At 34.6% G+C, this 19,655-nt stretch carries 21 protein-coding genes and 1 pseudogene; 6 read left to right on the plus strand and 16 right to left on the minus strand.

Features of this window, described 5'->3' with window-relative positions; translation table 11 throughout:
* Positions 1-19 precede the first annotated feature (19 nt).
* Positions 20-1,003 (minus strand): BclA C-terminal domain-containing protein, encoded by a 984-nt coding sequence (locus MHH59_RS22555; protein WP_340852370.1) that lies wholly within the window; start codon positions 1,001-1,003, stop codon positions 20-22.
* Between the two features lie 261 nt (positions 1,004-1,264).
* Here MHH59_RS22555 and MHH59_RS22560 point away from each other — a divergent pair.
* Positions 1,265-1,693, plus strand: a pseudogene (locus tag MHH59_RS22560) (ABC transporter substrate-binding protein); the annotation flags it as partial.
* A gap of 40 nt (positions 1,694-1,733) precedes the next feature.
* Here the strand turns inward: MHH59_RS22560 and MHH59_RS22565 are convergent.
* Entirely contained in the window at positions 1,734-2,405 is a 672-nt protein-coding gene (locus MHH59_RS22565) for a hypothetical protein (RefSeq protein WP_002165017.1), read from the minus strand.
* Complete coding sequence (locus MHH59_RS22570; RefSeq protein WP_002165016.1) at positions 2,398-2,952, minus strand: sigma-70 family RNA polymerase sigma factor; 555 nt, start codon at positions 2,950-2,952, stop codon at positions 2,398-2,400. The genes MHH59_RS22565 and MHH59_RS22570 overlap by 8 nt, the downstream gene beginning before the upstream one ends.
* Before the next feature lie 185 nt (positions 2,953-3,137).
* Between MHH59_RS22570 and MHH59_RS22575 the strand changes: the two genes are divergently transcribed.
* Positions 3,138-3,641, plus strand: coding sequence for a DinB family protein (locus MHH59_RS22575; protein ID WP_340852371.1), 504 nt, complete (start codon positions 3,138-3,140; stop codon positions 3,639-3,641).
* A gap of 134 nt (positions 3,642-3,775) precedes the next feature.
* Positions 3,776-4,108, plus strand: coding sequence for a YfjL-like protein (locus MHH59_RS22580; protein WP_002165015.1), 333 nt, complete (start codon positions 3,776-3,778; stop codon positions 4,106-4,108).
* A 63-nt stretch (positions 4,109-4,171) separates the two neighbouring features.
* Here MHH59_RS22580 and MHH59_RS22585 read toward each other — a convergent pair whose 3' ends face one another.
* The 6 genes from MHH59_RS22585 to MHH59_RS22610 form a co-directional block, all read right to left on the minus strand.
* Complete coding sequence (locus MHH59_RS22585) at positions 4,172-4,867, minus strand: ABC transporter permease (protein WP_088037951.1); 696 nt, start codon at positions 4,865-4,867, stop codon at positions 4,172-4,174.
* Between the two features lie 104 nt (positions 4,868-4,971).
* Positions 4,972-5,676 (minus strand): ABC transporter permease, encoded by a 705-nt coding sequence (locus MHH59_RS22590; protein WP_002165013.1) that lies wholly within the window; start codon positions 5,674-5,676, stop codon positions 4,972-4,974.
* A gap of 34 nt (positions 5,677-5,710) precedes the next feature.
* Positions 5,711-5,872, minus strand: coding sequence for a hypothetical protein (locus MHH59_RS22595; RefSeq protein ID WP_002143307.1), 162 nt, complete (start codon positions 5,870-5,872; stop codon positions 5,711-5,713).
* The gene (locus MHH59_RS22600; RefSeq protein WP_078213680.1) at positions 5,865-6,788 is read right to left on the minus strand and encodes an ABC transporter ATP-binding protein; all 924 of its coding nucleotides are present in this window, start codon (positions 6,786-6,788) and stop codon (positions 5,865-5,867) included. Before MHH59_RS22600 ends, MHH59_RS22595 begins: the two co-directional genes overlap by 8 nt.
* Before the next feature lie 125 nt (positions 6,789-6,913).
* Positions 6,914-7,849, minus strand: a complete 936-nt coding sequence (locus tag MHH59_RS22605) for a HAMP domain-containing histidine kinase (protein WP_002015433.1) — start codon at positions 7,847-7,849, stop codon at positions 6,914-6,916.
* A 1-nt stretch (position 7,850) separates the two neighbouring features.
* Complete coding sequence (locus tag MHH59_RS22610) at positions 7,851-8,543, minus strand: response regulator transcription factor (RefSeq protein WP_002015432.1); 693 nt, start codon at positions 8,541-8,543, stop codon at positions 7,851-7,853.
* A 171-nt stretch (positions 8,544-8,714) separates the two neighbouring features.
* Here MHH59_RS22610 and MHH59_RS22615 point away from each other — a divergent pair, with 171 nt between their 5' ends.
* Together MHH59_RS22615 and MHH59_RS22620 are read left to right on the plus strand one after the other, a co-directional pair.
* Entirely contained in the window at positions 8,715-8,888 is a 174-nt protein-coding gene (locus MHH59_RS22615) for a hypothetical protein (protein ID WP_002015431.1), read from the plus strand.
* On the plus strand, positions 8,889-9,083 hold the full coding sequence (locus MHH59_RS22620) for a YwbE family protein (RefSeq protein ID WP_001014315.1): 195 nt from the start codon (positions 8,889-8,891) through the stop codon (positions 9,081-9,083). It begins immediately after the preceding gene.
* 43 nt (positions 9,084-9,126) lie between these two features.
* Here the strand turns inward: MHH59_RS22620 and MHH59_RS22625 are convergent, their stop codons facing one another.
* Together MHH59_RS22625 and MHH59_RS22630 are read right to left on the minus strand one after the other, a co-directional pair.
* Positions 9,127-10,326 (minus strand): class I SAM-dependent rRNA methyltransferase, encoded by a 1,200-nt coding sequence (locus MHH59_RS22625; RefSeq protein ID WP_002015430.1) that lies wholly within the window; start codon positions 10,324-10,326, stop codon positions 9,127-9,129.
* 90 nt (positions 10,327-10,416) lie between these two features.
* The gene (locus MHH59_RS22630; protein ID WP_002165011.1) at positions 10,417-12,207 is read right to left on the minus strand and encodes a cation:proton antiporter; all 1,791 of its coding nucleotides are present in this window, start codon (positions 12,205-12,207) and stop codon (positions 10,417-10,419) included.
* A 256-nt stretch (positions 12,208-12,463) separates the two neighbouring features.
* Here MHH59_RS22630 and isdG point away from each other — a divergent pair, with 256 nt between their 5' ends.
* Complete coding sequence (gene isdG, locus MHH59_RS22635) at positions 12,464-12,787, plus strand: heme oxygenase (protein ID WP_002015426.1); 324 nt, start codon at positions 12,464-12,466, stop codon at positions 12,785-12,787.
* Positions 12,788-12,856: 69 nt separating this feature from the next.
* Here the strand turns inward: isdG and srtB are convergent, their stop codons facing one another.
* The 5 genes from srtB to MHH59_RS22660 all read right to left on the minus strand — a co-directional run bounded on the left by srtB (position 12,857) and on the right by MHH59_RS22660 (position 19,635).
* Positions 12,857-13,621, minus strand: a complete 765-nt coding sequence (srtB, locus tag MHH59_RS22640) for a class B sortase (RefSeq protein ID WP_078177704.1) — start codon at positions 13,619-13,621, stop codon at positions 12,857-12,859.
* A 31-nt stretch (positions 13,622-13,652) separates the two neighbouring features.
* A complete protein-coding gene (locus MHH59_RS22645; RefSeq protein ID WP_002165010.1) occupies positions 13,653-14,423 on the minus strand; it encodes an ABC transporter ATP-binding protein in 771 nt (256 codons plus the stop codon).
* On the minus strand, positions 14,413-15,396 hold the full coding sequence (locus tag MHH59_RS22650) for a FecCD family ABC transporter permease (RefSeq protein ID WP_002015421.1): 984 nt from the start codon (positions 15,394-15,396) through the stop codon (positions 14,413-14,415). Before MHH59_RS22650 ends, MHH59_RS22645 begins: the two co-directional genes overlap by 11 nt.
* Positions 15,397-15,423: 27 nt before the next feature.
* On the minus strand, positions 15,424-16,305 hold the full coding sequence (gene isdE / locus MHH59_RS22655; protein WP_002165009.1) for a heme ABC transporter substrate-binding protein IsdE: 882 nt from the start codon (positions 16,303-16,305) through the stop codon (positions 15,424-15,426).
* Between the two features lie 69 nt (positions 16,306-16,374).
* Positions 16,375-19,635 carry an NEAT domain-containing protein gene (locus tag MHH59_RS22660; protein ID WP_340852386.1) on the minus strand — a complete coding sequence of 1,087 codons (3,261 nt, stop codon included), beginning with the start codon at positions 19,633-19,635 and terminating at the stop codon, positions 16,375-16,377.
* Between the last annotated feature and the right edge of the window lie 20 nt (positions 19,636-19,655).

The raw sequence follows: 19,655 nt of genomic DNA on the forward strand, positions 1-19,655 counted from the left end.
ATAAGAGAGTTCACGTTACTTAGCTTAATCTTATAATCGTTAAAACTGCACCAGGTGTAGTCGTTGATAATGTGGCAACAGCTAACAATCCAAACAACTGCAAACTAATTGCACTACCCGCTGCCAAAGTCGTAATAATTGTCGCACTAAATGAAGTCGTTGCTAATGCAGGGGAATTGATAGTTCCAGCAAGCGGTGCACCATTAATTGTAATTCGCGAACTAACTAATAATGAAGCCGTTATATTAATTGTATATGAAATATAATAATTCCCTGCATTTGCGGCCGTAAATACTGTGTTCCCCCCCGAAACTGTAATTCCTGGACCGATATTCTGATTATTTGGAAGTGGGACATTTGTCCCACCAAGAAGCACTGATATTGCCGCTCCTGATGTATTATTCGCAAATGCATACGTCGCAGTTATACTTGTACCTGTTACTCCCGTCGCTCCTGTTTCACCCGTTGCTCCTGTTGGACCTGTTGCTCCCGTTACTCCCGTTGCTCCTGTTGCTCCTGTCGCTCCCGTTGCTCCTGTTATTCCTGTCGCTCCCGTTGCTCCTGTTGCTCCCGTTGCTCCTGTTGCTCCCGTTGCTCCTGTTGCTCCTGTCGCTCCCGTTGCTCCCGTTGCTCCCGTTGCTCCTGTCGCTCCCGTTGCTCCTGTTGCTCCTGTTGCTCCCGTTGCTCCTGTTGCTCCTGTTGCTCCCGTTGAACCTGTCGCTCCCGTTGAACCTGTCGCTCCCGTTGCTCCTGTCGCTCCTGTCGCTCCCGTTGCTCCCGTTGCTCCCGTTGCTCCCGTTGCTCCCGTTGCTCCCGTTGCTCCCGTTGCTCCCGTTGCTCCCGTTGCTCCCGTTGCTCCCGTTGCTCCCGTTGCTCCCGTTTCGCCTGTTGGACCGAGCTTAGGAACTGTCCCATCGCAACTAAAACAGCATGAATCAACATGCACACCATTTTGATTATTACATCCACAATATCCATTTGCATTATTACTCCATAAAGACATGTTGACCCTCCTTCGTGTTCGATTTTTTAAGTAAGCCCACTAATTAAAAATATCTTTCTAATAAAAATCAGTTTTTATTTTCCTTATCAACTACCCGCTCTGGAACAAACCTTTTATAAACAAAGTTTTTTTCCTTACATTCTAATAAATATTACATGCAATACGCTCTCCCTTCGCTTGTACTTTCGCCTTCCTCATTAAAGGAATTTCAGCTCCTTCAACCTTGATACACGTATGCACTTCAATACAATATATTAAAATTTGTATAAATCGTATATCAGATACAAACAACAAAAAAAGGAGAAAAAAGAAACAAAAGCGGACAATACAAATCAAGCTATAACAATTAAACACGCTGAAGGGGAAACGAAGTTAGATAAATCAGCGAAAAAAGTTGTTGTACTTGAGTGGGGATATTCAGAAGACTTATTAGCACTTGGTGTTCAGCCAGTATGGATGGCAGACATTAAGAATTATAATACATGGGTAAATACAGAAACAAAACCGAGTAAGGATGTTGTAGATGTTGGGACACTTCAACAACCAAACTTAGAGGAAATCAGCCGTCTAAAACCAGATTTAATTATCATAGCTTCATTCCGTAGTAAAGCTATTAAAAATGAATTAGAGCAAATTGCACCAACAGTTATGTTTGATCCATCAACAAGCAATAACGATCACTTTGCAGATGCAAAAGCGAAGCTTTAATCAGTGGGGGTTTTACTGTCCGTTAATGCGGGATAAAATTAATATAAGCTTTGTAAATAAAGTATATAACAATTGAATACATGATTATATTAAACACACTTCGTTTTAAAGTTAACTGTCTCTTTAATTTCTTATCCTGTAACCTTAGTTCTATTCCGCTTGCCATTTTCAATCCACCTACTATTTGAAATAGCTCTCTGTAATCATCAGCGTTTCCTAACAATACGTATTCTCTATTATTTTTATACTTTATATACAGAAATTCACTTCCACCTTTACGGTCTAATATTGTTTTCATAGAAGCTATTTCATTTAATAAACATACCTTTAGATCAACGTCATTATAATAACGATCGACAAAAAACACGTACAATCGTTCATTTGTAACGATTAGCATATTATTAATACCGAAGTTCATTGCAAGAACGCCTACCCCTAAGCTCATCGCTGTTCCTGTCTGCCAATTTTTCACGCGAGGATTTTCAGCAAACATACTATATAAAATCTCTTCACTTCCCTGTAATCCTTCTTTTACAACCTCATGACATCGTTTCATTAAAATTTTTTTTGTTACAACTTCTTTTGTACGATTTATTTTCTTTTCATCTATTTTTTCATCATTTATATCGTCATCTACAAAATCATCACTATACTGCAAATTATTTAATTCCTGAAGGAACTTTTCTTTATTCATCCCTATTCCCTCCCAACATCTTCTTCAATTTTTTTCTCCCTCTTGAAAGCCTGCTATACACCGTATCTCGTGTCATACCGAACTCAAGCGCTATTTCTTGTACACTATATTCATCTAAATACCTTTTTATAAAAATTTTCTTATCTTCTTCGTTCAATTCTTTAATCAAAATGAAAAAATTACAATCTAGCTCTTCTTTTTTTAAATTAACATTTTTTCCTTCTACATATATGTCTTGCTGAAACTCTTGTAATTGATAGACCTTATTACTTTTTCGTTTATAATCAATGGCTTTAAATTTCGCAACAGATATAAGCCAATTTCTAAACTTCCCACGATTTTCATCATAACTATTAATGTTGTACCAAACGATTAATAAAATATCGTCAACACATTCATCCACTAGCACCTTACTCTGTGCCGTATCTAAAACACTATGAACCACCTTATAAATTAAATCTCCATATTGATCAATGACTGTATGTAACGCTAACATGTCTTGTTTTCGAAGACCTTCTACTATTTCTATATCCTTCACCCTTATCACCACTCTTTACTCCATTCTCTATTCATTATATATACGAATGAATAGAGCGGTTTTCTGACACTTTTACAAATATTCTCTAATTATTTTTATATTGTAGCAATGCTTAATTAAGTATCGCTTATGAAACAGGGATTATATTATCTCTCACGAATTTAATATACGAGCGAAAAACAGGAGGGATAACTATGTACCAAACTATTGAAGATTTTTTAACATCATGGACATACGAGGCTGAGTCTACTCAGAAGATGCTCGATGCATTAACCGATGAATCTTTATCACAAGAAATTGCACCTGGGCACTGGACTTTAGGGAGAGTCGCTTGGCATATCGTTACAGCACTTCCTATTATGCTATCAGGGACAGGACTTAAGTTTGAAGGAGAAACGAAAGATTATCCTGTACCAACTTCAGCAAAAACAATTGCAGATGGGTATCGCAAAGTGAATACGGCTTTTATTGAAGCACTTCAAAGTGAGTGGACTGATAAAGACTTAGCTACTATTAATAACTTCTTTGGTCGTCCTATGCCGAATTCTATATTTTTAATGACACTCATCAATCATCAAAATCACCACCGCGGACAGATGACTGTTTTAATGCGTCAAGCTGGCTTAACAGTCCCTGGCGTTTATGGTCCTGAAAAAGAAGAATGGGCTGCTACTGGAATGGAAGCTCCCCAAATGTAACGACAGAAAAAGACAAGGTGTTTATGCACCTTGTCTTTTTCTGTAACTTGTTTCATGTGAAACTATTTTCTACTAAATGGTATTTTATGAGAAAATACGTTAAGATAAATTCATATTAATTGGAGGGAACTAAATTGAATACAAAAAACAAAAAAATAACAATAAGAACTCTCTTACTAACTTCTATCATTGGAGTTATCGGTGTATCTCTTTATTTCACAAGTTATGGTACCCCTTGGGGAAAACAAACAGCAGTTACGGAATCAAAAGAATATATTACAAAATACTTTGATCTAGATGCAGAAGTCAAAAATACTTCTTACGATTCTAAAATGGATAGCTATGCAATCGCCTTTGAAACAATTGAAGATGGAGAGTTTACTATCGAATATAAAGGTTCTAATAACTTTAACATTTCTCCAGGAGTGCAAGAGTATTTAAGCAAACACTATAAATTTACAGAGTAGTAACGAAGCATACATATACAAAAAAGAGTTGGTATAACGCCAACTCTTTTTTACGTATTCTTGTCATACTGTTATATCTTCCTTCTCTATATTTTTAATTCCGTAATATGCAATCGCAACTCCAATCGCTGCAAATGTGAATTGAAGAGGAAGAAACGTCGCTATAGGAAATATGGGCGGGTTATTAATTGCGATTAATACAACGATAATAGAAGAAACGATTGTAGCTGGCACAGAACGTTTACGCATCCCGAAATATAGAGGAATTAAGCTTATTCCTGCCGTGGCAATGGCTAAAGGAATAAGATTTATCCCTTCTTGAATCAATTGATCTACTGTGAATGAATTAGGAAGAATTGAAAAATAACTATCTATCCCAAAGAAAATTCCTACTACTAAAATGTTCGATAAAATAACTGTTATAAATGTTAATGTCGCTGTAATAGCCAACTTACTAACCATCATTTTCTTTCGGTTAATTGGATAAGAAAACATGAGTAGTATTGTTTTACTTTTATATTCATCAATTATTAACTTGGCTATTAGTACGCCACCAAAAATAATAAATGTTGCTCTTACTAACGCACTAGCCATCGACAAAATTATCTGCGGATCCCTTATTTTTGGATCCCCTTCTATTTGAGCAACGATACTAACGAAGATTAGTAGTGCCAGTATAACGATATTTGCAATAACCGCTCTCTTCACATACCATCCAAGCTTAAACTTCCTCAATTCTAGCTTCATAAGACGTAGCATGATAGTCCTCCTTTCATGTAAGCCACTTAAATTAACTTAAAATTGCAATTACTATTATTTTTTCCACTATTCATACCCCAGTTCGTTGTTGTTTTAAGCTTGCTTCACGCCACATCAATCTTGTCGATTTTACGATATGAAAGATAACTAATAAAAATCCCTAATAAACAGAGCACTATTGGGATAGCGATAAAATTAAACATACTTACTTGACCGTTTCCAGAACCAAAGTTACTACTAATTAGCATCCCAATTATTACTGCAGAAGTAATTGTTGTCGGTGTCGATTTCTTTCTCATCCCAAAAAATAAAGGAATTAAACTTATACCAGATATCATAAATGCATTTATAAAAGTAGCTGGAACGATAGCTATTATTTCACCTATCGTAGCTGGCGTTTCAATCAGCCCCATCATTGGACTCACAAAATATACGAGTAAACTAATACTGAAAGTAGCGATAATCGTGCTCACAAAACAAAAACAAAAAACAATTGTTAATTTCGCCCTCATTAGCATTTTTCTTTGCAGTGGGTACATAAACAATAGTTGTATTGTTTTGTTCTTATACTCATCAATTATTAAACGTGATAAAATGACCGAACTAAAAATAATGAATGTTATCCTAATAACAGTGTTTATTAAAACCATTTGTTGCGTGAAGTCAGAGAATAGCCCATCTACCTCGTCTTTCGCTCCCAACGCCATGAGGTTTACTACGGTGAAAATTGCTATAATACAAATTGCTACACTTTTAAAATAACTAGATAATTGATGTTTCTTCCATTCAAGCTTCATTAATTTAAACATGTAAACCATGCCTCCATTCCTTATATAACTGCCTCTACGCTACTAACATTCTAATTCCAGCAGTAACTACGCTTAACATTCCTATCACTAATAAAATTAAAATCCATTTCCGCTCAGGTTTTCTATAATATAAAATCCCACTTATGAACATTACGATCAATCCACTTACTATATTCACTAACAATCCATTAAGCATGAATGCCCTCTCCATCCATTACATATAAGAAATACTCCTCTAAAGAACTATGTTTCTTATTAATACTTTCAATTTCTACATCGTTCATAATGAGTGCTTTTGAAATGGCTTGCTGCGTCGCCTTCAATTCATACACACGAATCATGTTTCCACTCATTATTTTGTAATTTTTTATAGCGAGTTTATCTTCTAAAATATAAGCTGCACGCTTCACATCAGGAACAGTAATTTCAATGTACTCTGTTTGTTTTCCGTTAATACTCTTCATTGAAACTTCTTTTATTAGCTTTCCATTTTGAATCATACCGATTGTATCTGCCATTAGTTCCATCTCGCCTAAAATATGACTAGAGACTAATAACGTAATACCATATTCTTTGCAAAGCATTTTAAATAAATCTCTTAATTCTTTAATACCAATTGGATCTAATCCGTTAATTGGCTCATCTAAAATGAGTAATTCTGGCTTCGTCATAATCGCCCTTGCAATACCAAGTCTTTGCTTCATCCCTAATGAAAAATCTTTTACTTTTTTATCATCTATACCGTGCAGCTTCACTAAATGTAAAGCATGATCAATTGCGTTTTTATCGTAATACCCCATATATTCACAATGTAATTCTAGGTTTTCCTTCGCCGTTAATTTATCATAAAAAATTGGATATTCGATAATTGTCCCCATGCGCTTTAACAATTCATAAGATGTATCCGTTAGCTTCTCACCAAAAATTTCAATATCACCGCTCGTCGGTTTTATTAAGTTTGTAATCATTTTCATAATCGTTGTTTTACCTGCACCATTCGGTCCTAAGAAACCATATATCTCACCTTTTTTCACATGCATGTTAACGCTAGAAATTACTTCTTTCCCTTTAAACACTTTCGTTAACTGATTCGTTTTTAATATATATGTCATGTCACTATCTCCTTTCGCACTACCTTATACTTCTATAATAGACAACGGAATTCTCTTTTTTCTTACCCGTTCCTTACAAATTCCTTACGCTGAAAAAAAGCTTGTAGAATCTACTTCTCTACAAGCTAAAACAGCATCTTTTTTAATACAACAGTAAAAATTGTTTTTTCATACGGCTTACTAGAAAGATGTATTTTTCCATCCATCGCTTCCACAAGTCTTTTCGTAATCGTTAACCCTAAACCGCTCCCTTGGTACAATCTATTTCTGGAATCTTCAAGTGTGTACATACGCTCAAACACTTTATCAATATGAGATTCATCAATTCCTTTTCCTGTATCCCATACATCTATATACACACTCGTTTCATCATCTCTTAACGTCACACCAAGTGTCTTTCCATCGTCTCCATATGTAATTGCATTGGATATTAAATTATTCAATACTCTACCTAATACTTCTACATTTCCAAGTGCAAATATATTTCTTTCTGGTATATCAATATGAACTTGAAATCCTTTCGTCGTCACTAAATCATAAAAAGATAAAATCTTCTCGCGGCAAACTTCATTCATATTTACTTTTGTCATCTCGATTGCTTTGTCACCGGATTCTAATTTTGCTAAATCAAAAAACTTATGAATCAGTTCCATCACTTCTAGTGTTTTTACATGCACCTTTTCGAGTAATATTTGCTGCTCTTCCTCATTTATCGTTTTATCCTTATTTAACATTTCGGTATATCCAAGAATAACTGTTAGTGGTGTTTTCAAATCATGTGAAATATTTGAAAGCATTTTTCTCATCGAAATTTCCACTTTCGCATGATCTGCATTCGTTTTCTGTTTTGCATCTAATAAATGATTAATCGCCACTAATAACTTTTGCAATTCTAGATCATCTGTCATAATTAATAGCTTCTCACCAGTTTGTTCTTTTACAATTCGATTTAACTTCTCATACGTGTGGCGTAAATTCCTACTACTATTTTTTCTAATTTTATATTGCACATAAATAACGATAAGCAATATAATAATCACCACTGTTAAAAATACAACCATACTACATCACTTCCAACTTATAGCCGATGCCCCATAATGTTTTAATATATTCTGGATTAGATGGATCACTTTCAATTTTCTCACGTAATCTTCTCATATGAACATTAATAACGTTATCGTCACCGTAATACTCTTCATTCCAAACTAACGTATATATTTGTGCTTTTGTAAATACACGATTTTGATTCTTTAAGAACAGTTTTAAAATCTCAAATTCTTTTAACGTAAGTTTGAGATGCTTCCCATTTTTTTCAACCGTAAAATTAATTGGATCGATTGTTAAATCACCAATCTGAATCCTCTTTTCTGTTGTTTCTGTAGCCGAATATTTCGTAGACCTCCGAATCCCCGCTTTTACACGTGCAGCCAATTCAATCATAGAAAATGGCTTACAAATGTAATCATCTGCTCCAAGTCCTAATCCAACAGCTTTATCAACATCTGTATCTTTCGCTGACATCATTAAAATCGGAACGGCACTTTTTTCTCGAATGATTCGCACAACCTCTAAGCCATCTAACTTTGGCATCATAATATCGAGGATAATCAAATCAAATGAACCTTTTAAAAATGCGTTAACTCCTTCTTCTCCATCAGATGCGATTGTAACTTGAAAACCTTCTTTTACTAAATATGTTTCAACCATCTCCTGAATTGAGATATCATCTTCAACTAATAAAATATGATGTGACATATTTCTATCCCCTTTTTTTTACAAACATTAACATTTTAATTGTATCGTAACGAATGAATACTGGAAAGAATTATATGAATTTTCAAACCAACTTCCCTTCCTTCCCTAACAATGATATGATGAAATTCACTACTATTGTTCATAATTAACTTTATATAAAGGAGACTTATCATGTCAGAAAACAAAAAAGTAAGCTTAGCTGATTTAATGCGCGAACAACTTGCAAAGAAAAAGCAAGGAAATGGAAACGGCTCAAATAATGGAAGTCAAAGTCAAGAAACGAAAAAATTACAAAACCAACAAACGAAGAAAACAAACAACCAACGTAGACGTACAGGTGTATAAATGAACGGGCAAAAACGATCTAACATTTCATCAGGCCTTGAAGTTGATATTGTATTAAAACAAGATCAACGTACAGGCAAGCTAACAAGAGGAATTGTAAAAGATATTTTAACTAACTCACCCTCTCATCCGCACGGCATTAAAGTACGATTGCAGGACGGGCAAGTTGGCAGAGTCCAAAATATCATTCAATAAGAAAAGGAGCTCATTTAAACTTGAGCTCCTTTTCTTATTTTCATTAACCTTTAATTTTTTCGATGAAAACTACTTTTAAATAGTCTCCCTCTTTAAATTGATCAATTGTACGGAAATCTTCTGGTAAAGAATGTTCTTCTAATATTTTATATTTACCGTTCATTTCTTTAAATGCTGTATCGATAAAGCCATTAAACTTTTTCATATCGAATGCGCTACAATTTGTAGAAGCAACGATAATACCGTTATTTTCTGTAATCGCAATTGTTTCTTTTAATAAGTTTTTATAATCTTTCGCCGCACTGAACGTATATTTTTTCGAGCGTGCAAAGCTTGGGGGATCAAGTACAACCATATCAAATTTCATCTTTTTCTTAGCTGCATATTTGAAATACAGAAATACATCTTCTACAATAATATCTTGTGCTTCATAATCAATTTCATTTACACTAAACTGCTCAATCGTTTTACTTAAACTACGATTTGCAAGGTCCACACTCGTTGTTTTACTCGCTCCGCCAAGCGCTGCAAATACAGAGAAAGCCCCAGTATAAGAGAACATATTTAGAACCGTTCTTCCTTTTGCATATTTATCACGAATTTGTTTTCGAACGTTACGCTGATCTAAAAACACACCAACCATCGCCCCGTCATTTAAATATACAGCAAAGTTTACACCGTTCTCTTTTACGATAAGTGGGAACTCACCGCGCTCTCCTGCGACGAAATCATCACCTTCAATGTATTTCCCTTTCGTATCAAAACGCTTTTTCTCATAAATCCCTTTGAAATTTGCTACTTTTTGAAGAGCTGCTATAATTTCATCTCGGAAAGTATAAATCCCTTCACTATACCAGCTTACTACGTAATAGCCGTCATAATAATCGATGATTAAACCGCCAAGGCCATCACCTTCACCATTCAGGGCACGAAATGCTGTTGTATCATTTGATTTATAAAAATCTTTTCGTTTATGTAAAGCAGATTTGATTTTACTTTCAAAGAAAGATTGATTCACTTCCTCCTTCTCTTTTCTCGTTAAAATCCATCCATATCCTTTATTTTGTTTTCCATAATAGCCTTTTCCGATGAATTGGTTCTTCTCATCCACTACGTTGATGATTGTCCCTTCTTCACGTACATCATTTAAATTTTGAATTGCATCTTTTAAAATAAGTGGATATCCACCTTTAATTTCTTTTATAAACTTCGGTTTTATTTTTATAGTTACTTCAGATCGCATGTAATGTCTTCCTTTCCATTTGAATGCTTTCTATTAGTAGGAAGCATTTAAAAAACGAGACTGAAAAAAGCCTCGTTTCACTATACCATATTATTGCTTTGCTAGTACAACTAGCTCATCTCCTGGTATAACCGCTATATATTTATACAATGTTGAAAAAGTAAGACTACCATCATCGTGACGAATAAATAATATTACATCCTCTGAATCGCTCTCTTCTTTATTAATTTTTTGTTCTTCCTCAACTTGTATCGTTTTAAATGTATAACCCTCTTCAATTTTTCTATCTAACTCTTCATAAATTTCATTTTGACCAAACAGTAAATGAGCTTTTTTCGAAAGAGAGATGCGTTCTTGCTCAATCTTTTCCACATCATGAATCGGAAGTAAAAATGTATTATGATGTCCAAACTGCGGTACATATGTGTTTGCGACTAATACATTGTAAGAATCCGTATCTGTAACTGAAATTAAGTATTCATACTGATTCATATCTACTTCAAATTGCAACTGCTCTGAGAGTACTTGGCCGTTATATGTATTAAGCCCTTTCACCTTTGCGCATTGCAAATGTTCTTCCGATACATCTACGATTAAGCTCGGAATCCCCATCTCTTTACAATGCATAGCGAATGCAGTTGAGAATGTACTAGCTCCTGAAATTAAAATACCTGGTGGCTGTGTATTGGCTAATCCTAATTTTTTTGCTAAAAATCCAATTGAAAATCCATGAGCACAAACGGTCGTAATTACGAGTGCAAATGTAAGTGCTGTTAATATAGAAGCATCTTTATACCCTTCTTGTAATAACTCCGTCGCAAAGTAACTTGAAACCGTTAATGCAACAATACCTCGCGGCGCAATCCAACCAACTAGCGCCCTTTCTGATTTTGTTAACTCTGTTCCGATTGTCGATACCCAAATTGATAAAGGACGAACAACAAATATCATCATAAGTACGAAGCTAATAATAGGCCAGCTAAAAATCTCCATAATCGTCGTTCTTGGAAGTGATGCTGTTAAGATGATGAAAACAGTCGATGTTAATAGTACGGAAATATTTTCGTTAAAATGACGAATATCACCGATAGAAGAAATATATTTCTTCATCCGTGCAAGTGTAATCCCCATTACTGTTACGGCTAGCATACCTGTTTCATGCATGACTTCATCTGCAATGCCGAAGCATAGTAATACCGTAACGAGCAAAATCGGTGCCTTTAAATATTCTGGTACTTTCCCTTTTAAAATCATATAACTCATAAAAATACTAAACGCATACCCAAGTACCATTGCAAATAACGAACCTGCAAAGAAATATAGTAACGTATGTAAGTGTACATTTTCTTTCGTTAAGAAATTTACAATTTGAAAGGCGAATACAGCAAGTAATGCTCCAAACGGATCAACGATAATCCCTTCCCACTTTAAAATTGCAGCTGTCCTTGGCTTTAATCGTGCTTGGCGTAACAACGGAATAATTACAGTTGGACCTGTCACAATAAAAAGTCCTCCAATAATAAATGCAACCGCCCAATCTAATCCAGCGACGTAATGGGCTGCAAGTGAGCCAGCAATCCAAGCAATAAACGCACCAAACGTAACAATACGAAATACTGGTTTTGATAGTCCCCTCAGTTCACGTACATCTAAACTTAAACTACCCTCAAACAATATAATGGCAACAGAAAGTGATACGAGTGGACTAAAAACATCTCCAAGCACCTCTTTTGGATTAATAATACCGAAAACTGGACCAATTAATAATCCGGCAACTGCCATAACAACAATAGCAGGGAGCTGGAAGCGCCATGCAGTCCATTGTGAGGCGATGCCTAGTGTAATAATAATAACGATACTAAGTAACAGTGATTCGACCATAATCCCCTCCTTGTTCATAGTATTGCGAAAGCAAGGTATAAACCATACTTTGCTTGTGTATATTTCTTATTTTGTTTTATTTTAATAATATATAACTTCATTAACTATATGGTCAAATTATTTATATAATAGTAAATTCATCCTTAATTCTACATTTATATGAAAATTACTATTGACAATGATAATGATTTTCATTATCATTTAATGTATATGAGTTCTTGAAAATAAAGGCTACACATTTATAGGAGGAATAAACATGATTATTGTTACAAATACAACTAAAATTACAAAGGGAAATGGCCATAAATTAATTGAGCGTTTTAATAAAGTAGGTAAAGTCGAAACAATGTCAGGATTTTTAGGATTAGAAGTTCTTTTAACGCAAAATACAGTTGATTATGATGAAGTAACAATTAGCACTCGCTGGAATGCAAAAGAAGATTTCCAAGGTTGGACAAAGAGCTCAGCATTTAAAGATGCTCACTCACATCAAGGCGGGATGCCAGACTATATTCTTGATAATAAAATTGCTTACTATGATGTAAAAGTTGTACGTATGCCAATGGCTGCAGCACAGTAAGCATATTTCTTTTTTAAAGTATAGAATATGAAGAGTGTTACCACTTCTCATATTCTATACTTTTTTTATTTAATGTCTTTTTACTAGTTTCGCATGTACTACTAATCTTCCCGCTTCTGGATCAAGTGCATAGTCACACGTCGAAAGTGTTACGATTTGATCACTTTCTGTCACTTTTGTATCCGTTTTGTACAGCGATTTTTCTTGAATTTTCTCCAAAAATGATGTGTATTCCATATCACTACTAAAATCCGTTTCAATGTAATAAAAATCAGTTGTTGTTGTATACACCGAAAACACTTCAAGATCATATCCTTCAAATAATGTATCGTAATATAATTTACGATGCGACATGAAGAAATCTTCATCCAACATTTTCTTTAAACTTCCAAACATAGAACCATCTTTCATACGGTGACCATATAAAATAGTATTTCGATTTTGAGATTTCACATCATTACGATAGTCCATAAAAATGCTTCCTGCTCTCATATCTTCACCTTTATAATTTCGAAATAAATAGTAATCATTGTCTTTTGCTTGAACGATTGGATAATTAATTTGTGTATCATCCATCGTAATCCATCCAACTATTTCTTGGTTAATTTGCTGCAGAACTTTGAACTGTTTACGCACTTCCCCGTCTTGTGATTGCTCTTCCATCGGACTTTTTTCATAAATGTTTTGTGCTTCGGCCATTACTTTACGATTTTCATAGTAATCCATGAAAATATCACCTAATTCATATACTGAATAGAAAAAGGTACCTAAAAAAACAACTGTAAGTATTCGTTGAAAAAAAGAATTCTTCTTCCTTTCTTTTTTGCTACTCAAATTATCACCTCAAAACGGATTGTTCGCATGTTTAAATACCCATTGGGACCATATACAATCCTGTATCTTCATCTCGCTTTACAACGACATCTACACCGTATATCGTCTTTATCATACTTTCTGTCACAACATCATTCGGCTTGCCTTTTGTAACAATTTCGCCGTCTTTCATAACAATGATATGATCACTATAGCGAATCGCCTGATTAATATCGTGTAATACCATAACGATTGTCAATCCTTGTGCTTCATTTAATTCTTTTACTAACTCTAATATTTCAAGTTGATAATAAATATCTAAATATGTTGTCGGTTCATCTAAAAAGAGCATTGGCGTCTTCTGAGCTAACGTCATGGCAATCCAAACACGCTGTCTTTCTCCACCAGATAAAGCATGAATTTCCTTATCACGTTTACTTAGCAAATTCGTACATGCTAAAGCCCTTTCTATTGCTTCTCTATCTTCATCAGTTTGCGAAGAAAATATATTTTTATGAGGCATACGGCCAAAGCTTGTTAATTTCTCTACCGTCATATCTGCCGGTGCTTCATTTTGTTGATGGACAACGGCTAACTTTCTAGCAAACTCTTTCGGTTTATATTGGCTAATTGCCTTCCCATCAAGTATTACCTCTCCACTACGAGGATCGTGATTTCTTGACATCACACCAAGTAATGTTGATTTCCCGCAACCGTTTGGTCCAATAATTGTTGTAATTTTACCAATCTCTATTTCACTACTAACCGACTTTAATCGATCCGTTACATTATCGTACGAAAAGGTTACATTTTTAATTTCCATGAACTTTATCACTCTTTCTAAGCAAGAATATTAAGAATGGGCCACCAATAACTGCCATAATCGTCGCTGCTGGAATTTCGTTAGGTGGCACAATTAACCTTCCAATCGTATCCGCCGTCAAAATTAATAACGCCCCTGCAAGAGCAGAAAATGGAATTAATGCTTTATGGTCTGAACCAACTAGTTGTCTTGAAATGTGCGGAACGAGTAATCCTACGAAAGCGATAACACCTGCAATTGCTGTTGATACTGCCGCTAAGAGTACTGCAATGGCAGAAATAATAAGACGAACTCTCGTCACGTGCAAGCCTAAGTTTTTTGCAGTCTTATCTTGTAGAGATAATAAGTTACACCAAGCTCCGACAAACAGTGCAAGAATAAGACCAATTGTTCCATAAATAACCATTATTTCTACATCGCCCCACGTCTTCATCGTTATATTAGAAGTCGTCGTTTGCTTAATACTCTTAATGAAGTATCCACAAATCGTAATGAACGATTCATTTAATCCAGTGAACATCGCATTAATGGCAATACCAATTAAAATAATGCGAAGTGGACTTAATCCTGATTTCCATGAAAACGAATAAACGAGATAACACGCAAACGCACCACCTAGAAAGGCGAATACCGGCGTCCAGAAAAAGAATTGCGGGAATAGCGTAATAATAACAAGTGTCATAAAACTTGCTCCTGAAGATATCCCGATTACCCCAGCATCAGCAAGTGGATTTTTCATGACAGCTTGGAAGAGCACGCCCGAAACAGCAAGAGCTGCTCCAGTAAATAGTGCAATAATAATACGTGGGAAACGTAAATCTTTAATCACTTCAACATCTTCATTTGCCCCTGTAAATATTCCTTGTACAAGGTCAATAATACCTACTTCTAAACTACCTTTCGTCGCTGACAACAAAGTCATAATGATGAGTAATACAGTAACAATAAAGAAACTCCAAAATTTTTTATTCATGCTAATCTTCCTTTATATTAAAATGCATCACGGATACATCATTTTTTTCAATTCATCTAGCGCTTCAGTCGCTGCTAAATTTCCTGTCGTTCCAAATAAACGCTCTTCTAAATCGTAAACACGATTATTTTTAACTGCAGCGAAGTGTTTCCAAATATCATTTGTTTTAAATTCTTTATCAAACATTTTTACAACTTCATCAGGCATACCATGTGCCGCTCGTAAAATAATGTCTGGATCAGCTTTTTTTAAATACTCTGTATTAGAAGCTAAATACTCTACTTGTTCACCTTGTACAATGTTTTTACCACCTAATTGTTTCACTAAATCTCCAATGTAAGAATACTCTGTTGCTACTAAATAACTCCCCGGTACACCTAATAAAATAAGCACTGTCGGTTCTTTCTTTCCCTTTACTGCTTTTTGAATCTCTGCAACCTTGTTATCTAACTTAGTTACAACTGCTTCAGCCTGCTTTTCACGTCCATATTGCTTACCTAAATTACTAATGGAATTTTGCATATTTTTTAAACTTGTTAGATCTAAAAAGTTTGCTTTCATACCTACACCATCAAAAACTGGCTTTAATTCATATTCAAGTGTTGTCACGGATAATACTTCTGACGGCTTTAATGATTTTACCTTTTCCATATCAGGACTCATCGGATTCCCAACTTCAGGTAAACCTTTATATCTCTTTGGTAAATCTTTAGTACTTGTTGGTACACCAATTAAATCTACTTCTAACGCATCCATAATTTCAGTAACAGCAACTGTCGTTGCAACAATTCTCTCTTTACTCTCACTCTTTACCTGTTTTGCTGCTTCTTTTTTGGGCGCCGAGCATCCAGCTACACTCACTAATAGAATGATAGCCATTAGTACACTAGCAATTTTCTTCACTCTCAATCACCACTCCTTTCCAAACAATATGAAACAAGTCTTGATGCATGCGAACATGCATCAAGACTCCAAAAATTACAATCTTCCTGCTCTATATTTACGAACTAGTAAAGCAAGTGACCCAAGCAATAGCACCATGTATAAACCTAGTTGTGCTGTATCTGCCGTTTTTGAGTTTTTCTCTTTTTTTGGATCATTTTTTTGATCTTCTTTTTTCTTCTTATCATCTGCATTTCGGTTAAAATCAGGATTATCTACTTTTTTTACATTATCTACTTTCGGTGTAATCACTGGATTGTTCGGATCATTTTTCGGATCTTTTTTTGGATCCTCTTTAATTGTTCCTAACGCACCAATATTATTTGTATCAAATTGAATTTGGACATCGTAGAAATGATGGTAGTTCATCTCATCAATGTCTACTTTCACTTTTGCATTTAATTTTTTAAATAAATCTTCTACTTCAAATTGTACTACTCGCGTATTTGCATTTTTATCTTCACTTACTACTTTTGCATCAGCAAAAAGACTATTGTTTTCTGTTTGGAATTTCGTAATCCACGCACTATTTTTCAGCGTCATCTCAATGTACTTTTTACCATCTTTAACGATTAATTTTGCTGGATTTACAGTATAGTCATGCATCTTTGAAAGTTCTTCTGTTTTGTTTTTTAACACTTTAAATGTAATATCATATTGACCATCTACTAAATTTTTCGGATCAACTATTACTTTCGGTGTATTATTTCCACCTTGATTGTCATTTCCGCCTTGGTTATCGTTTCCGCCTTGGTTATCGTTTCCACCTTGGTTGTCGTTTCCGCCTTGGTTATCGTTTCCACCTTGGTTCCCTAAAGCTTTGATACTATCTTGATCAAATACAAATTGAACATCGTAGAAATGGTGATAATTCATTGAATCAATATCTACTTTTACTTTTGCATTTAATTTTTTAGACAAATCATTTACTTCTACTTCTACTACTCTTGTATTTTGCTCTTTATTTTCACTTAATACTTTTGCATTAACGAACGAGCCATTCTTCTCAAAATCAAACTTTGTAATCCATGTACTATTTGTTAATGTAAACGATACATATTTCTTACCATCTTTTACTTTCAATACACCTGGGCTTTTTGTGTATGTATTCATCATTGATATTTCATCTGTTTGATCTTTTAATACTTTAAAGCCAATGCTGTATTCACCGTCTTTAAGAGCGTTTGGATCAATTGTTGTATTATTGCCTTGGTTGTTGTTTCCACCTTGGTTGTCGTTTCCGCCTTGGTTGTTGTTTCCACCTTGGTTATCATTTCCGCCTTGGTTGTCGTTTCCGCCTTGGTTGTCGTTTCCGCCTTGGTTGTCGTTTCCACCTTGGTTGTCGTTTCCGCCTTGGTTGTTGTTTCCGCCTTGGTTGTTGTTTCCGCCTTGGTTATCATTTCCGCCTTGGTTATCTAACGGTTTAATGCTATCTTTATCAAATGCAAATTGAATATCATAGAAATGATGATAATTCATTGAATCGATGTCGACTTTTACTTTTGCGTTTAATTTTTTCGATAAATCTGCTACTTCCACTTCTACTACACGTGTATCAGCTTTCGTATCTTCACTTAATACATTCGCATCAACAAACGAACCATTTTTATCAAATTCAAACTTTGTAATCCAAGCGCTATTCGTTAACGTAAATGATACATACTTCTTACCATCTTTTACTTTTAACACACCTGGACTTTTTGTATATGTGTTCATCATTGATATTTCATCTGTTTGATCTTTTAATGTTTTAAAATTGATGCTGTATTCGCCATCTTTAATTGTTTCAGCATCTGGTTTTTCTACTTCTGGCTTCTCTACTTCCGGTTTCTCTACTTCTGGTTTCTCTACTTCTGGTTTCTCTACTTCTGGTTTCTCTACTTCTGGTTTCTCTACTTCTGGTTTTTCTACTTCTGGTTTCTCTTCATTTTTAATTTGTTCAAGCTTATCTTGTTCAAATAAAAGTTGCACATCATGTGTTTGCTTATAGTTTCTTGATGCCATTTCGATAAATACTTTTGTATTTAGTTTTTTAGATAAGTCGTTTACTTCAAACTCTACTACTCTTGTATCTTTTTCTTTATCTTCACTCACTACTTTTGCATCAACAAACGCACCATCTTTTTCCGTTTGGAAATTTTTAATTAATGAGCTACTTTTTAGTGTTACAATTGCTTTTTTCTTACCATTTTCTACTTTTAATACCCCTGGATTTACCATGTAAGTATTCATCTTAGATTCTTCATCTGTTTGATCTTTTAACACTTTAAACGGAACGCTGTACTCTCCATCTTTAATTGTTTCAGTATCTGGTTTTTCTACTTCCGGTTGTTTCTCTTCATTTTTAATTTGTTCAAGTTTATCCTGTTCAAATAAAAGTTGTACATTATGTGTTTGCTTGTAACCTTGTGATGCCACTTCAATAAATACTTTTGTATTTAGTTTTTTAGATAAATCGTCTACTTCAAACTCTACTACTCTTGTATCTTTTTCTTTATCTTCACTCACTACTTTTGCATCAGCAAATGCGCCATCTTTTTCCGTTTGGAAATTTTTAATTAATGAGCTATTTTTTAACGTTACAATTGCTTTTTTCTTACCGTTTTCTACTTTTAATACCCCTGGATTTACCATGTAAGTATTCATCTTAGATTCTTCATCTGTTTGATCTTTTAACACTTTAAATGGAATGCTGTACTCTCCATCTTTAATTGTGTTAGAATTTGGTTGTTGATCTGGGTCAGGCTTTTGGTCGGGCTTCTGACTCGGATCCGGATTTTCATTTGGATCTGGCTTATTAGCTGGGTCCTCTTTTTCATTTGGTTGTTCTACATGAATCGGTGTAATACTATTTTGATCAAATGCAATACGTACATCATAGTCATGATGATAATTTAAAAAATCAATGTCTACTTTTACTTTCGCATTTAATACCTTCTCTACATCGTCCACATCAAATTCTACGACTCTTGTATCTTTTTCTTGATCTTCACTAATTACATTTGTCGCAACAAACTGACCACTTTTTTCGGTTTCAAACTTTGTAATCCATGAACTATGTTCTAACGTAAAGGATACTTTCTTTTTCCCATTCTTCACTTTTAAAGTTCCTGGACTTACAGAGTATTGATTCATCATAGATTCTTCATCTGATGTGTCTTTAAGAACTTTGAAACCGATTGAGTATTCACCGTCAGCTAGTTGACTAGCAGCTTGAACTGCAAGTGGTTGTAGCGTTGATACGAATGTGAAAATCGTTAGAAACATTGCAACAACAATTTTAAAATACCTGTTCAATAGAATGACTCTCCTTTTTT

The sequence above is a fragment of the Bacillus sp. FSL E2-0195 genome, from assembly GCF_038003645.1.
Taxonomy (GTDB): Bacteria; Bacillota; Bacilli; order Bacillales; family Bacillaceae_G; genus Bacillus_A; species Bacillus_A mycoides.